A 13,962-nucleotide genomic window follows, 5' to 3' on the forward strand; every position below is an offset into this window, starting at 1 on the left:
CTTCGTTCAGAACCCGGCCAGCACCACCTTGCCCTGCGCCTTGCCGCTTTCGATCAGCGCATGGGCGCGGCGCAGGTTGGCGGCGTTGATGGTGCCGAAGCTCGCGTTCGCGGTGGTGCGCACGCGGCCGGCGTCGACCAGCGCGGCCACCTCGGCCAGCAGCGCGCCCTGCTCGGCGATGTCGGGCGTCTCGAAGCGCGAGCGCGCGAACATCATTTCCCAGTGCAGCGACAGGCTCTTGGTCTTCAGCGGCATCGCGTCGAGCGTCTTCATGTCGTCGATCACCGCGAGCTGGCCCTGGGGCTTGAGGCTCTCGATGATCTGCGCGTAGTGCTGCTCGGTCTGCGTGAGGCTCGCGACCATGTCGACCTCGGCGATGCCGGCGGCCTTGAGTTCGGCCGCGAGCGGCTTCGAATGGTCGATGACGAGGTGCGCGCCCAGTTCCAGGCACCAGGCGCGGGTTTCGGCGCGCGAGGCGGTGGCGACCACGCGCAGCTGCGTGAGCTGGCGCGCGAGCTGGATCAGGATCGAACCCACGCCGCCGGCGCCGCCGGTGATCAGCAGGGTCTGGCCCGCGCCGCCGCCCTTGGGCACGCGCAGGCGGTCGAACAGCAGTTCGTAGGCGGTGATGGTGGTCAGCGGCAGCGCGGCGGCCTGGGCATCGTCGAGCGTGCCCGGCGCGATCGCGGCGATGCGCTCGTCGACCGCGTGCAGTTCCGAATTGGCGCCGGGGCGCACGATCGAGCCCGCGTAGTAGACGCGGTCGCCGACCTTGAAGCCCGTCACGCCCGCGCCGATGGCCTCGACCGTGCCGACCGCGTCCCAGCCCAGCACCTTGGCCTGGCCGGCCTCGGGCGCGGCGTTCCTGCGCACCTTGGTGTCGACCGGGTTGACCGACACCGCCTTCACGCGCACCAGCAGGTCGCGCGCGCCGGGCTGGGGCGCGGGCAGCTCGATGTCCTGCAGCGCTTCGGGGTGGTCGATCGGGAGGGGCTGGTAGTAGCCGACGGCTTTCATGGCGGTTCCTTTGTGGCGGATCTGGAGATGGATCGAATGTAGGGTGACAATCTCGATTTGATAAGGCTGGCTAGGCGAGCAACACTTTCAAATGAAGATTGAAAATACCTCGGACCTGCGGGTGCTGGTGCAGACCGCGCGCGCCGGCACGCTGACGGCCGCGGCCCATGCGCTGGGCATCACGCCGGCGGCTGCCAGCGCGACGCTCAAGCGGCTCGAGACGCAGCTCGGCGCGCGCTTGTTCGAGCGTTCCACGCGCGCCATGCGCCTCACGCCGCAGGGTCAGACCCTGCTCGACTACGCGGTGCGCGCCTTCGAACTGCTGGCCGAGGGCGAATCGCTGGTCACGGCCGACCGCGGCGAGCTGGTCGGCACGCTGCGCGTGGCCGCGCCCTCGGACCTCACGCGCAGCACCCTCTTGCCCTGGTTCGACGAGTTCCTCGCGCTGCACACGGGCGTGCAGCTGTCGCTGTCGGTCGGCGACCGGCCGCTGGACGTGATGCGCGACGAGGTCGACGTGGCGCTGCGCTACGGCGCGCTGGCCGATTCGCGGCTGGTGGCGCGGCCGTTCGCGATGACCAATCCCTTGTTGACCGCCTCGCCGGACTACCTGCGGCGGCATCCGGCGCCGAAGGTGCCGCAGGACCTGGTGCATCACAACTGCCTGATCTTCAATCGCGGGGGACGGCTGCATCGGGTCTGGCGCTTTGCGCAGAACGGGCAGTGGACGGAGGTGCGGGTCGATGGGAATCGCAGCGTGGACGATGCTTCGCTGGCGCGCGAATGGGCGGTGGCGGGGTATGGGGTGACGCTGAAGTCGGCGCTCGATGTGCGCGGCGATATCGAAGCCGGGCGGCTGGTGCATCTGATGACGGATTGGGAGACGGAGCCTTATCCGTTGCATGCTTTGTTGCCTAGTGGGCGGTTTGTTCCGGCTCGGGTTCGGGCTTTGGTTGATTTCCTGGCTTTGAAGTTTGATGTGTTGGGGCGGGGTGTTTACTCTGGGTAGGCTGTTGGCCGGGTCTCGCCCCGGCGGGCGAGTCACTTTCTTTTGCTTCGCTGTATGGACCGGGCACATGGTGGACAGGTGTGCGAGGACATGGTGGACACCATCGGGCGTATCGCCCGATCGGAAGACGACCATGCCCTGGAGCACCCGAGACACCATGAGCCTGAGAGAAGAGTTCGTTGCCCTGGCACGCCAGGAAGGTGCCAACCGGCGTGAGCTGTGCCGGCGCTTCGGCATCAGCCCGCAGACCGGCTACAAATGGCTCGCACGCAGTGCCACGCTGGGTGCCGCCGGCCTGGGCGATGCCAGTCGCCGCCCACACAACAGTCCCGGCGAGACCTCGCCCGAGCTTCAACAATCCATCGTTTCGCTGCGCCAGCAGCACCCTGCATGGGGCGCACGCAAGCTCGCACGGCGCCTGAGTGACCTCGGACAGGGTTGCCTGGCTCCGAGCACCGTCAACTCCATCCTCAAGCGCCACGGCCTCATCAGCGCCCAGGCCAGCAGTGCGGCCACCGCCTGGCAGCGCTTCGAGCACGAGGCGCCCAACAGCCTCTGGCAGATCGACTTCAAGGGCTACGTGTCCACCGCAGCGGGGCCCTGCCATCCGCTGACGCTGCTGGACGACCACTCCCGTTACAACCTGGCCCTGCGCGCCTGTGCCCGCCAGCAAACGGCCAGCGTGAAGGAGCAGTTGCAGGACGTCTTCTCCCGCTACGGTCTGCCGGTGCGCATCAATGCGGACAACGGCGCACCCTGGGGCAGTCCGCGCGAGCCGGGCCAGCTCAGCGAACTCGCGCTGTGGCTCATCCGCCTGGGCGTGCGGGTGAGCTTCAGCAGCCCTTATCACCCGCAGACCAACGGCAAGGACGAGCGCTTCCATCGCAGCCTGAAGGCGGAGTTGCTGGTCGGGCGCAGCTTCCAGGATCTGGCGCAGGCGCAGCAGCAGTTCGATCGCTGGAGGCGTATCTACAACCATGAGCGCCCGCATCAGGCGCTGGGCATGAACACCCCGGCGAGCCGGTACCGCGCCAGCGAGAGGGCCTATCCGAGGACGCTGCCACCGCTCGAGTACGGCCCGAACGACACGGTGGTGAAGGTCGGCTGGCTGGGGGAGGTGCGCTTCAAGAGCAAGCGCTTCAAGGTGTCCGCAGCACTCAAGGACCACGAGATCGCGCTGCGCGCGCAGCCCGGGCGAGAGGGCTGCTACGACGTCTACTTCGTGCACCACAAGCTGCGCGAGATCGACCTGCGCGAGGCCTGAACCACCATGCAGAATGTGTCCACCATGTCCTCGCACATGTGTCACCCATGTCTCCGGTCCATACACTTCGCCAAAAGAAAGTAACCAAAGAAAAGGCGACCCACTGTCTGCGACCCTCCGCTTCGCTACGGGCAACCTGCGGTGCTCGCGTTTCGCGGGGTCTCGCAGAACTCGCTTCGCTGCGCTGCGCTCAGACAGCTGCGAGCCCTTATCCGCGAAACGCTGCGCTCCTCGGCGCAGCCAGAGGGGGTGGGTCGGGCCATCGCTGCGCTCGGCTCCGGATACCCAACGGGCCGTCGCTTCGCTCGGCCTCAGTGAAAGACCCAGGGCCTACGCATGCGCACTCACCACACAAGGACGCGCCATGGCGCGTTGACCCTAGTCCCCTCTGGCTGTGCCGAGGAGCGCAGGAGAAAGCGGGATAAGGGCCGCAGCTGTTTGAGCGAAGCGAGTTCTGCGGACCCCCGCTTTCTCCGAGCACCGCAGGTTGCCCGTAGCGAAGCGGAGGGACACAGACAGCGGGGTCGCCTTCTTTTGCTTACTTTTCTTGGCGAGACAAGAAAAGTAAGTCGCCCGCCGGGGCGAGACCCGGCCAACAGCCTCAACAAAGAAAAGACACCAGCCCGCCAACCGCAATTCAAATCATCGGCGTAACCGCCCCATCCATCGCCACGATCGCCCCCGTCACATAACTAGCCTTCCCCGAAGCCAGAAACAGCACCGTATTCGCCACCTCCTCCGGCGTAGCAATGCGCCCCAGCGGCAGCCGAGCGGTGGCCCGCTTCAGCGCCTCGTCGGTATCGATGCCCTGCAGCTTCGCATCCGCCTTCATCCCTTCGGCCAGCCGCGCAGTCAGCGTGAGGCCAGGATTCACCGCATTCACGCGCACCCCCTTGGCGGCATAAGCCGCAGCCATGCCCGCACTGACCAGCATCAGCGCCGCATTGGCGGCACCACCGGCCATATGCACGGGACTCGCGACCTTGCCGCCCTGCCCAATGACATTGACGATGGCCCCCCTGCCGCGCTGCCCCATGCGCTTGACCACGGGATCGATCATGTGGATGTAGCTGAAGTACTTCGCGTCCATCGCGTCGTGCCAGGCAGCGGGCGTGAGGTCGTCGGGCGGGGTGCGGCGCGCGGCGCCGGCCGAGTTGACGAGTACGTCGACGGGGCCGAAGGCCTGCTCGGCGGCGTCGAGGGCGGCCAGGGCGGCCGCCGGGTCCTTGAGGTCGGCGGCGTGCAGCGAGACGCGGCCCTCGGCCTGCGCGTGGGCCGCGAGCAGTTCCTGGCGGCCCTGTTCCAGGTTGGCCGGATCGCGCGACACCAGGCTCACGCGGGCGCCCTCGCGCAGGAAACCGAGCGCGCAGGCCAGGCCGATGCCCTTGCTGCCGCCGGTGATGAGTACGTGGCGGTCCTGGAGTTCGAGATCCATCTGAGTGTCCTTGTGGGTGGTTGGCGGAGTCGCGTGGATTGAATCACCGCTCTAAGATCGCCGGATGAACGCTCCCACGGTATCCCTGCCCCGCTTCTGGTCACAGCTGTCCACGCGCGACTTCGCCGCGCTCGATGTGGCAGCCACGGTGGCGGTGCTGCCGCTGGGCGCCACCGAGCAGCATGGGCCGCACCTGCCGCTCGGGGTCGACACGGTGCTGGCCGACGGCATCGTCGCGGCGGCGCTGCCGCTGCTGCCGGCCGAGCTGCCGGTGCTGTTCCTGCCGACCCAGCAGATCGGCCTGAGCCCCGAGCACGCGCGTTTCGCGGGCACGCTCACGCTGTCGGCCGAGACGCTGATCCGCGTGTGGAGCGAGATCGGCGCCGGGGTGGCGCGCGCCGGGGTGAAGAAGCTGGTGCTGTTCAACGCGCATGGCGGCCACGTGGGCGCGATGGACATCGTGGCGCGCGAGCTGCGCGCCGCGCACGGGCTGATCGTCTATTCCGCGAGCTGGTTCAACCTGCCGCTGGGCGAGGCGGGCGCCCGGTTCAGCGCGCACGAGCACCGCTTCGGCGTGCATGCGGGCGAGATCGAGACCTCGATGATGCTGGCGCTCGCGCCGGGTCAGGTGCGCATGGACGCGGCACAGGATTTCCGCTCCAGCTCCGAGCAGCGCGCGGCCGACTACGCGATCCTCGGCAACGGCAGGAGCGCGAAGCTCGGCTGGGCGATCGAGGACTACAACGCGCAGGGCGCGGCGGGCAATGCGGTGGCGGCCACGGCGCCGGCGGGGCAGGCGGTCGTCGATGCCGCGGCGGCGCAGCTCGCGCTGCTGCTGACCGAGGTGTCGCGCCTGCCCTTGAGCACCGCGAACACCGGCCCACTGCCCTGAAAAAAGAGTGAGGGAAGAGCGGCGGCCGCTCAGGCCTTCGCCAGCACCTCGGCGAACATGCCCGAGTCGACGTTGCCGCCCGTCAGGCTGATGCCCACCGTCTTGCCGCGCCAGCGTTCCCGCTGCTGAAGCGCGCCGGCCAGCGCGGCGGCGCCCGCGCCCTCGGCCACGTTGTGGGTGTCGCTGAAGAGGATGCGCATCGCCTCGCCCACCTCCTCGTCGCTGACTGCGATCACGTCGTCGGCCTCGCGCAGCAGCACCTCGAGCGACTCGGGCACCGGCACGCGGCAGGCCATGCCGTCGGCCAGGCGCGTGCTGACCGGCGACTCGACCGGATGGCGCGCGCGGAACGAATCGAGGTAGGCGGTGGCATGGGCCGACACCACGCCGACGATCTTCGTGGCGACGCCGCAGTGCGCGCGCGCCGCTGCCGCGCCCGCGAAGCCCGAGCCCAGGCCGATGGGCACGAACAGCACGTCGGGCGGCGCGTGCTTGAGCGCCTCGAAGAACTCGACGTAGGCGGTCGACACGCCGCGCACCAGCTCGCGGTGGAACGAGGGCACGCGGTGCAATCCGTCGCGCTCGGCCAGCACGGCCGCATGCTCGGACGCGGCCTGGAAGTCCTCGCCGTGCTCGACCAGTTCGACGCCGAGCGCGCGCATGGCGGCGTTCTTCTCGACCGAGTTGCCATGCGGCACCACGATGGTCGCGGCCAGGCCGTGGCGGCGTGCCGCGAAGCCCAGCGACTGGCCATGGTTGCCGCGCGTGGCGCTGATCACGTGGCGCGCCCCGGGCTGCTCGCGTGCCAGCGTCTCGAAGTAGGTCAGGCCGCCGCGGATCTTGAAGGCGCCGACCGGCGTGTGGTTCTCGTGCTTGGCCCAGAGCTTCGCGCCCAGGCGCCGCTCGAGCAGCGGCCAGGCGTACTGCGGCGTGGGCGGCATGGCCGCGTGCACGGTGGCGAGCGCGGCTTCCATTTCTTCGCGGGTGAATCGCATGGTGATCACTTTCTTTCGGTCAGGGCCACGCGCACCGCCAGCGCGGCCAGCACGCTGCCCATCACGTAGCGCTGCGCGCGCAGCCAGCCTTCGCTCTTCGACAGCACGGCCGTGATGCTCGCGGCGCCGACGATCATGGTCGTGTTGACCACGGCGCTGCTGGCCATCTGCGCGGCGCCGAGCTGCAGGCTCTGCAGCAGCACCGAGCCGCGCTCGGGATGGATGAACTGCGGAAAGAACGAGAGGTAGAACATCGCCACCTTCGGGTTCAGCAGGTTGGTGAGGAAGCCCATGCGGAACAGCTTGCCCGGCGGGTCGGCCGGCAGCGCGCGGGCCTCGAAGGGGGCCGTGCCGCCGGGGCGCACCGCCTGCCAGGCGAGCCACAGCAGGTAGGCCGCGCCCGCGAAGCGGATCGCGTCGAAGGCCAGCGGCACCGCGAGCAGCAGCGCCGTGAGCCCGAGCGCGGCGGCGCACAGGTGCACCAGGAAGGCCATCAGCACGCCGCCCAGCGAGATCAGCCCGGCACGGCGGCCCTGGATCAGGGTGCGCGAGACGCAATAGATCATGTTCGGCCCGGGCGTGAGCGCGAGCAGCAGCGAGGCGAGCGCGAACCAGGCGATTTCGGTCAGGGTCAGCATGTCAGAGTCCTCGGGATTCCAGGGTGACGGGGCCGCGCGGCGTGTCGAACACGGCCACGAGGTTCGGTGCGCCGGCCTCGACCTGCAGCGCGCGCAGGCCGATGGCCGAGAGCGCGGCCGACAGCGCCGGCGCGCGCGGATGGGTGGCATGCAGCGAACGCAGCGCGAGGCCCGAGGCCGGCATGGCGTCGACCGGATGCACCGGGCCCCACTGGATCAGCGTGGGCAGCGCGCCGTAGAACAGCCGCTGGCCGTCGTCGCGCACCGTGATCTGCCATTCGAGCCGGCCGGCCGCGGTGTCGCGCGAGGCCTCGAGCAGGTGGCCGCGGTCGATCTGCGCATGCTCCTCGCGCGCCAGGGCCTGGATGGCGGCGCGCGCATCGGGCACGCGCGCCACGAAGTGGATCAGCCGCGGGCCGTGCTGCGCGAGCCCGGCCTGCAGCTCGGCATCGTCGAGGTCGAACCAGCGGCGCGTGTTCGGGCGCGACGGCGCCTTGCCCGGTTCGATCGCGATGATCTCCGCGTAGGCGCGTGGATGGGCGTCGCTCGCGACGTTCAGCAGCCGGTTGTGCGTGCCCATCAGCGGATGCGCGCCGCCGGGCGCGGGCACCACGCCCAGCGTGGCCTCGCACCACGCCACGCCCTCGGCCAGCGAGGCGGCGGCGATCACGAGGTGGTCGACTTCGGCATGCATCGCGGTGTCTCCGTTCAGAGCGCGACGCTGCCGTCGACGCAGGTCACGGCATCGCCGCCGACCCAGATCCGGCCCTCGGCGTCGCGCTCGATGTGGACGCGGCCCGCGCGGCCCAGGCACTGGCCCTGCGCCGCCAGGTAGCGCGCGGGCATGTGGCCGTCGGTGATCAGCCATTCGGCCAGGCCCGCGTTGAGGCTGCCGGTGACCGGGTCTTCCTGCACGCCGATCGGCTCGGCGAAGGCACGCACCTCGAGGTCGATCTTCGCGCCGTCGTCCAGCGGCACGGCGGGGCGGTTGCCGAAGGCGCGCGCCTCGCGGTTCGAGCGGCCGATCAAGAGCGAGGTGTCGTGCACCGTGGGCACGCCGGCCACGCCGGCCTTCACGCCCAGCTCCTTGAGCGCGCGATGGTCGGGCGACAGCGCGAGCACCGAGTCGGCATCCTCGAGCAGCAGGCCGAACCAGACCGGGCCGTTGTCGAGCACCTGCGCGGCGATCACCTGCTGCGCCTTCAGGCCCAGCGCGCCGGCCACCTTGGCCAGCAGCGCGGGACTCGGCGCGCTGCGCTTGAGCGGCGGCGCCGCGAAAGCCAGCCGCGTGCCCTCGCGCCGCAGCGGCACCAGGCCCGCGCCGCACTGCTGCACCACCTGGCCCGGGGCCTTGGGCTTGCCGCCGGCCTGCAGCCAGGCATGGCAGCTGCCGATGGTGGGATGGCCCGCGAACGGCAGCTCGCCGCTGGGCGTGAAGATGCGCACCCGGTAGTCGGCCGCGGGATCGGTGGGCGGCAGCAGGAAGGTGGTTTCGGACAGGTTTGTCCACTGCGCGAAGCGCAGCATGGCCGCATCGTCGAGCTCGCTGCCATCGATCACCACGGCCAGCGGGTTGCCGAAGTAGGGATGGGCGGTGAAGACGTCGACTTGCTTGAACGGGCGGGTTTTCATTTCTTACTCGAGAGGGAGATCGAGCACGCCGCGCGCGCCCGGACGGATGAGCAGGTCGTTGAACCAGCGCTCGACATTGGGCCAGCCGGGACGGCGGTATTCGGCGGCCGGCAGGTTGAACCAGCGGTGCGCCTCGCAGCCGATCGGGATGTCGGCCATGGTGAAGCGCTCGCCGGCGATGTAGGGATGGCGCGCGAGGTGGGCGTCGAGCAGGCCGAACAGCGCCTCGCTCTCGCGCACGGAGGCGTCGATCAGCGCCGGCTGGCGTTCGGCCGGCGGCGTGCGCACCCATTGCACGAAGGCATCGCGGCTCGCGCGGTTGAGCGTGGTCTGCTGCCAGTCCATCCAGCGCTCGGCGTCGAAGCGCGCGGGCAGGTCGGCCGGGTAGAAGGCGCCGTGCGAGTACTTGGCGCAGAGGTAGCGCACGATCACGTTCGATTCCCAGAGCACCACGCGCTCCGCGTCCTCGCCGTCGTCGATGGTGGGCACCATGGCGTTGGGGTTCAGCGCCAGGTATTCCTCGGTCTGCACCACGCCGAAGCGGCCGCCGGCCTCGGTGCGCTGGAAGTCCAGCCCGAGTTCCTGCGCGCACCACACCACCTTGCGCACATTGATCGAGCTGATGCGGCCCCAGATGTTGAGCATGTCGTCGTCTTTCCTTGAAGCTTGTGTGTTCGTGTTCGGGTCAGTCCCGCATGATGCGCGCGGTGCCCGAGACGCGGATCGAGCTGCCGGGCGCGGCCGGGATGTCGGCATGCAGGCGCGACAGCATGCCCATGTCCTCGCCCTGCACCACGTCGATCGCGCCGCCGTGCGGCCAGTCGATATCGCGCAGGTAGCCCGCCAGCGCGGCCGCGGCGGCGCCGGTCGCGGGGTCTTCGTAGACGCCGCCCGAGGCGAAGGGATTGCGCGTGTGGAAGCGCCGCGCGCTCTCGGCATGCAGCAGCACGATGGTCGTGAGATCGAAGCGGGCCATCAGCGCGCGGCCGGCCTCGAGCTCGTAGTGCATCGCCGCCAGCGCCGCGCGGCTCTCGAGCGCGAGCACCAGGTGATCGGCGCCCGCATGGGCGACGGCCGGCGGGATGCGCGCATCGAGCGCGGCCGCGTCGAGTCCGAACAGCGCCAGCGCGGCCGACAGCAGGGCCGGCACGGCGGTGGCGCTGCGCGTGGGCGGCGACTGCAGCGCGGCCTCGACGGTGGCGCCGTTGCGGCGGCCCTCGACCGTGATCCGCGCCTGGTTCAGCGTGAGCGGAAACACGCCGTCGCCCTGCTGCAGCGCGAGCGCCGCGCCGAGCGCGATCGTCGCGTGGCCGCAGAACGGCACTTCGGACTGCGGCGCGAAGTAGCGCACGCGCCAGCCGTCGGCGGTGCGCGCGGCGAAGGCGGTTTCGGAGAAGCCCACGTCGGCGGCGATGCGCTGCATCTGCGCCTCGGTCGGCAGGGCCTCGGCGATGACGACGCCGGCGGGATTGCCGCCTTGCTCGCCATCCGAGAAGGCCGCGATCTTCAGGACATTCATGGGGACCTCTTCAGCGCGGCACGGGCCGGTCGAGGAACAGCAGGCGCACCGCGAGCGCCAGCATCACGGTGGCGAGCAGGCCGCGCTGGAACTTCTGGGCGCCGGGGCGGCGCTGCAGCCAGCGGCCGACCTGTCCGCTGCAGGCGCCCAGCAGGGTGTTGAAGCCCAGCGCCGCCAGCGACAGCACGATGCCGAGCTGCACCAGCTGCAGCGGCACGCTGCCGCGCGCGGGATCGACGAACTGCGGCAGGAACACCATGAAGAACAGCAGCGCCTTCGGATTGACCAGGTTGTTCAGCAGGGCCATGCGCACGATGCGGCCGAAGCCGGCCGGTCGCGCCTGCACGCCCGGGCGCAGGCCGCCGCCGCTGCGCAGCGCCTGCACGGCGAGCCACAGCAGGTACAGCGCGCCGGCATAGCGCAGCAGGTCGAAGGACGGCGGCCAGGCCGCCACCAGCGCGGTCACGCCGGTGGCGGCGAACAGCGTGTGCACCAGGTCGGCGGCCGAGATCCCGAGCGCCGCTGCGAAGCCGCCGCGCGGGCCATGGGCCACGCCGTGCGAGAGCACGAAAGCCATGTTCGGGCCCGGCGACAGGAACAGCGCCAGCACCGCGAGCAGGAACAGCGAGAGCGTTGCGAGGCCGATCAAGGCAGGCTCCGGTGAATGCGCGCGCTCAGATCTGCGCGGCCGCGAGCTGCTTGTCGCCGGCCAGCGCGAGTTCCTCGCGCACGGTCTGCGCCAGCGCGGCGATCGCGGTGTCGATCTCCTCGACGCTCGCGGTCACGAACGACAGCCGCAGCGTGCGCGCGTCGCCTTCGCCGGCATAGAAGGGCGCGCCCGGCACGAAGGCCACGTTGCGCTCGACCGCCTTGGGCAGCAGGGTCACGGTGTCGATGCCCTCGGGCAGCCGCGCCCACAGGAACATGCCGCCCTTGGGCGCGTTGAACTTCACGTCCAGGCCGGCCATCTCGCGCGTGAGCGCGGCGCTCATCGCATCGCGCTGGCGCTTGTAGAGCGCGCGGATGGTCGGCACGTGGCGCTCGAGGAAGTTGTCCTTCATCACGGCCGACACCATGCGCTGCGTGAAGATCGGCGTGTGCAGGTCGACCGCCTGCTTGGCCTGCAGCAGCTTCGGGTAGATGGACTTGGGCGCCACCAGGAAGCCCAGGCGCAGGCCCGGTGCCAGCACCTTCGAGAACGAGCCCAGGTAGATCACGCCCTCGGGGTTGCGCGCGGCCAGCGGCGGCGGCGGGGCTTCGTCGAACCAGAGTTCGCCGTAGGGGTTGTCCTCGACGATCGGCAGGCCGGCCGCGGCGGCGGCGGCCGACACGGCGGCGCGGCGTTCCTCGGTCATGGTGCGGCCGGTGGGGTTCTGGAAGTTGGGCAGCAGGTAGATGAAGCGCGCGTCCTTGGCCTTGGCGACCAGGTCCTCGACGATCACGCCATCGTCGTCGCTGGCCACGCCCACGGGGTTGGGCTCCATCGGGCCGAAGGCCTGCAGCGCGCCGAGGTAGGTCGGCGTCTCGACCAGCACCTTGCTGCCCGGATCGATCAGCACCTTGGCGACCAGGTCGAGGCCCTGCTGCGAGCCGGTGGTGATCAGCACCTGCGAGGGATCGACGTTCCACGGCAGCATGTCGGCCACGGCCTGGCGCAGCGGCGCGAAGCCCTCGCTGGCGGCGTACTGCAGCGCGGCCTGGCCGTCGTTGTGCAGCACTTCGGCGCAGGCATCGGCGAAGGCCTGGATCGGGAAGGTCTTGGGCGAGGGCAGGCCGCCGGCCAGGCTGATGATGCCGGGGCGCTCGGTGACCTTGAGGATTTCACGCAGCACCGACGGGTTCATCTTGGCGGCGCGGGCGGCGAGTTTCCAGTTCATGGGAGTCTTCTTTCTGACGGTGAGGGGCGATGCGAACGAACGGGGTGCGGATGCGAGGGTAAGACGGAGGGCGCGATCAGTCCACGGCGCCGACCGGTGCGCGCAGGACCGGGGTGGCGGGCGCCGACGGCTGCGACAGCCGCTTGCCGACCACCACCGTGGCCACCACCGCGGCCGCGAAGCCCAGCGTGACCACGTCGAGCGGTTCGCCGAGCAGCGGGATCGACACCAGGATCGAGAGGAAGGGCTGCAGCAGCTGCGTCTGGCTCACGCGCAGCGCGCCGCCGAGGGCCAGGCCGCGGTACCAGGCGAAGAAGCCGATCCACATCGAGAACATGCCGACGTAGACGAAGCCCAGCCAGGAGGCGGTGGCGATCGGCTGCGTGGGCCACAGCGCGAGCGTGGCCGGCAGGGTGACCGGCAGCGCCATCACGCAGACCCAGCAGATCACGCGCTCGGCGCCGAGCGCGGGCGTGACCTGCGCGCCGTAGATGTAGCCGAAGGAGGCGGCGATCACGGCGCCGACCAGCAGCAGGTCGGCCCATTCGAAACCGAAGCCGTGGCCGTTCTGGCTCGCGCGCACCAGCGAGAACACCACCACCAGCAGGCTGCCCGCGATGGCGCAGAGCCAGAAGCCGAGCCGCGCGCGCTGGTGCAGCACCCAGGCCGCGACCGCGGCCGTGACCAGCGGCAGCAGCGCCGTCACCACCGCCGCATGGCTGGCCGTGACCACGCGCAGCGCATAGGCCAGCAGCAGCGGAAAGCCGACGCAGTTGCCGAGCACCGCGATGCCCAGCGGCTTCCACTGGTGGGGCGCCGGCCGCGGCGAGCGCGTGACCAGCAGGAACACGGCCGACAGCAGGCCCGCGAGCGCGGCGCGGCCGAGCGTGACGAACCACGGCGAGAGCTGCGGCTGCGCCTGCGTGCCGGTGGCCAGCCGCGTCATCGGTAGCGTGACCGCGAACAGCGCCACGCCGATCACGCCGAGCCACATGCCGAGGGTTTCGTCCTTGATCTTCATGGCGGACCTAGACGCGCAGCATCCACCAGGCGGTGAGCACCAGCACGGCGGCCATCGCACGGTTGAACCAGGCGAGGCGCTGGCCCTTCGACAGCCATTCGCGCAGCAGCGCGCCGGCCAGCGCATAGGTGAAGTTGCTCGCGAAGGCGTAGACCAGCATCACCGGCGCGACGATCGCGAAGCGGTGCAGCGGCTCGGCCTGGCCCGCGATCCAGCCGGCCACCAGCGTGAGCGCCAGCAGCCAGGCCTTGATGTTGAGGAACTGCAGTGCCACGCCCTGCACGAAGCCGACCGACAGGTTGGCATCGTCGGCGCGACCCAGCGTGGTGCTGGTGGCGAGCTTGAACGCGAGGTACAGCAGGTAGGCGATGCCCAGCGCCTTGATCGCCCAGCGCAGCGCGGGCGCCGCCATCACCAGCGCGCCCAGGCCGGCCGCGCACAGCGCGAGCAGCAGGGTCCAGCCCACGGGCACCGCGACCACGAAGCGCATCGCGCGCGGCAGGCCGCCGTTGGCCGCGAGGGTGGTCGACAGCGTGGTGTTGGGGCCGGGCGAGAAGCTCATCGCCGTGGCCAGCACCAGCAGTGCGGTGAATTCTTGCCAGTTCATGACACACACTCTAAACTTTGGACCATTACAGTTCCAGTACAGATGGCCGTACACAC

At 70.3% G+C, this 13,962-nt stretch carries 15 protein-coding genes; 3 read left to right on the forward strand and 12 right to left on the reverse strand.

Annotated features, from left to right (window positions below):
- Positions 1-6 precede the first annotated feature (6 nt).
- Entirely contained in the window at positions 7-1,017 is a 1,011-nt protein-coding gene (locus R0232_RS04585; RefSeq protein WP_093353847.1) for a zinc-binding alcohol dehydrogenase family protein, read from the reverse strand.
- A 91-nt stretch (positions 1,018-1,108) separates the two neighbouring features.
- On the opposite strand from R0232_RS04585, the gene R0232_RS04590 reads away from it, so the two are divergent.
- Together R0232_RS04590 and R0232_RS04595 are read left to right on the forward strand one after the other, a co-directional pair.
- On the forward strand, positions 1,109-2,026 hold the full coding sequence (locus R0232_RS04590; protein WP_431511369.1) for a LysR family transcriptional regulator: 918 nt from the start codon (positions 1,109-1,111) through the stop codon (positions 2,024-2,026).
- A 133-nt stretch (positions 2,027-2,159) separates the two neighbouring features.
- On the forward strand, positions 2,160-3,290 hold the full coding sequence (locus tag R0232_RS04595; protein WP_431509459.1) for an IS481 family transposase: 1,131 nt from the start codon (positions 2,160-2,162) through the stop codon (positions 3,288-3,290).
- Positions 3,291-3,927: 637 nt separating this feature from the next.
- On the opposite strand, the gene R0232_RS04600 is transcribed toward R0232_RS04595, so the two are convergent.
- Positions 3,928-4,725 (reverse strand): SDR family oxidoreductase, encoded by a 798-nt coding sequence (locus tag R0232_RS04600; protein ID WP_209542444.1) that lies wholly within the window; start codon positions 4,723-4,725, stop codon positions 3,928-3,930.
- A gap of 64 nt (positions 4,726-4,789) precedes the next feature.
- Between R0232_RS04600 and R0232_RS04605 the strand changes: the two genes are divergently transcribed.
- A complete protein-coding gene (locus R0232_RS04605) occupies positions 4,790-5,617 on the forward strand; it encodes a creatininase family protein (RefSeq protein WP_431511370.1) in 828 nt (275 codons plus the stop codon).
- A gap of 29 nt (positions 5,618-5,646) precedes the next feature.
- Here R0232_RS04605 and R0232_RS04610 read toward each other — a convergent pair whose 3' ends face one another.
- The 10 genes from R0232_RS04610 to R0232_RS04655 form a co-directional block, all read right to left on the reverse strand.
- Complete coding sequence (locus R0232_RS04610) at positions 5,647-6,612, reverse strand: threonine dehydratase (protein WP_208507979.1); 966 nt, start codon at positions 6,610-6,612, stop codon at positions 5,647-5,649.
- A 5-nt stretch (positions 6,613-6,617) separates the two neighbouring features.
- Positions 6,618-7,250 (reverse strand): LysE family translocator, encoded by a 633-nt coding sequence (locus R0232_RS04615; protein ID WP_093353857.1) that lies wholly within the window; start codon positions 7,248-7,250, stop codon positions 6,618-6,620.
- Position 7,251: 1 nt separating this feature from the next.
- Positions 7,252-7,944 carry a VOC family protein gene (locus R0232_RS04620; protein ID WP_431511371.1) on the reverse strand — a complete coding sequence of 231 codons (693 nt, stop codon included), beginning with the start codon at positions 7,942-7,944 and terminating at the stop codon, positions 7,252-7,254.
- A gap of 14 nt (positions 7,945-7,958) precedes the next feature.
- Entirely contained in the window at positions 7,959-8,882 is a 924-nt protein-coding gene (locus tag R0232_RS04625; RefSeq protein ID WP_431511372.1) for a PhzF family phenazine biosynthesis protein, read from the reverse strand.
- A 3-nt stretch (positions 8,883-8,885) separates the two neighbouring features.
- The gene (locus R0232_RS04630) at positions 8,886-9,527 is read right to left on the reverse strand and encodes a glutathione S-transferase family protein (protein WP_431511373.1); all 642 of its coding nucleotides are present in this window, start codon (positions 9,525-9,527) and stop codon (positions 8,886-8,888) included.
- Between the two features lie 40 nt (positions 9,528-9,567).
- Entirely contained in the window at positions 9,568-10,401 is an 834-nt protein-coding gene (locus tag R0232_RS04635; protein ID WP_431511374.1) for a PhzF family phenazine biosynthesis protein, read from the reverse strand.
- A gap of 10 nt (positions 10,402-10,411) precedes the next feature.
- Complete coding sequence (locus R0232_RS04640; RefSeq protein ID WP_431511375.1) at positions 10,412-11,050, reverse strand: LysE family translocator; 639 nt, start codon at positions 11,048-11,050, stop codon at positions 10,412-10,414.
- Positions 11,051-11,075: 25 nt separating this feature from the next.
- Positions 11,076-12,278 carry a PLP-dependent aminotransferase family protein gene (locus R0232_RS04645; protein ID WP_261214937.1) on the reverse strand — a complete coding sequence of 401 codons (1,203 nt, stop codon included), beginning with the start codon at positions 12,276-12,278 and terminating at the stop codon, positions 11,076-11,078.
- A 76-nt stretch (positions 12,279-12,354) separates the two neighbouring features.
- Complete coding sequence (locus tag R0232_RS04650; RefSeq protein WP_431511376.1) at positions 12,355-13,299, reverse strand: DMT family transporter; 945 nt, start codon at positions 13,297-13,299, stop codon at positions 12,355-12,357.
- A gap of 7 nt (positions 13,300-13,306) precedes the next feature.
- Complete coding sequence (locus R0232_RS04655) at positions 13,307-13,906, reverse strand: LysE family translocator (protein WP_261214941.1); 600 nt, start codon at positions 13,904-13,906, stop codon at positions 13,307-13,309.
- Positions 13,907-13,962: the final 56 nt, after the last annotated feature.

Source organism: Variovorax sp. DAIF25 (assembly GCF_050711835.1).
In the GTDB taxonomy this organism is placed as follows: domain Bacteria; phylum Pseudomonadota; class Gammaproteobacteria; order Burkholderiales; family Burkholderiaceae_C; genus Variovorax.

Excerpts from the sequence above, each read along its gene's own strand:
- R0232_RS04585 (WP_093353847.1), bottom strand. The coding sequence starts at position 1,017 with ATGAAAGCCGTCGGCTACTACCAGCCCCTCCCGATCGACCACCCCGAA.
- R0232_RS04590 (WP_431511369.1), top strand. The coding sequence starts at position 1,109 with ATGAAGATTGAAAATACCTCGGACCTGCGGGTGCTGGTGCAGACCGCG.
- R0232_RS04595 (WP_431509459.1), top strand. The coding sequence starts at position 2,160 with ATGCCCTGGAGCACCCGAGACACCATGAGCCTGAGAGAAGAGTTCGTT.
- R0232_RS04600 (WP_209542444.1), bottom strand. The coding sequence starts at position 4,725 with ATGGATCTCGAACTCCAGGACCGCCACGTACTCATCACCGGCGGCAGC.
- R0232_RS04605 (WP_431511370.1), top strand. The coding sequence starts at position 4,790 with ATGAACGCTCCCACGGTATCCCTGCCCCGCTTCTGGTCACAGCTGTCC.
- R0232_RS04610 (WP_208507979.1), bottom strand. The coding sequence starts at position 6,612 with ATGCGATTCACCCGCGAAGAAATGGAAGCCGCGCTCGCCACCGTGCAC.
- R0232_RS04615 (WP_093353857.1), bottom strand. The coding sequence starts at position 7,250 with ATGCTGACCCTGACCGAAATCGCCTGGTTCGCGCTCGCCTCGCTGCTG.
- R0232_RS04620 (WP_431511371.1), bottom strand. The coding sequence starts at position 7,944 with ATGCATGCCGAAGTCGACCACCTCGTGATCGCCGCCGCCTCGCTGGCC.
- R0232_RS04625 (WP_431511372.1), bottom strand. The coding sequence starts at position 8,882 with ATGAAAACCCGCCCGTTCAAGCAAGTCGACGTCTTCACCGCCCATCCC.
- R0232_RS04630 (WP_431511373.1), bottom strand. The coding sequence starts at position 9,527 with ATGCTCAACATCTGGGGCCGCATCAGCTCGATCAATGTGCGCAAGGTG.
- R0232_RS04635 (WP_431511374.1), bottom strand. The coding sequence starts at position 10,401 with ATGAATGTCCTGAAGATCGCGGCCTTCTCGGATGGCGAGCAAGGCGGC.
- R0232_RS04645 (WP_261214937.1), bottom strand. The coding sequence starts at position 12,278 with ATGAACTGGAAACTCGCCGCCCGCGCCGCCAAGATGAACCCGTCGGTG.
- R0232_RS04650 (WP_431511376.1), bottom strand. The coding sequence starts at position 13,299 with ATGAAGATCAAGGACGAAACCCTCGGCATGTGGCTCGGCGTGATCGGC.
- R0232_RS04655 (WP_261214941.1), bottom strand. The coding sequence starts at position 13,906 with ATGAACTGGCAAGAATTCACCGCACTGCTGGTGCTGGCCACGGCGATG.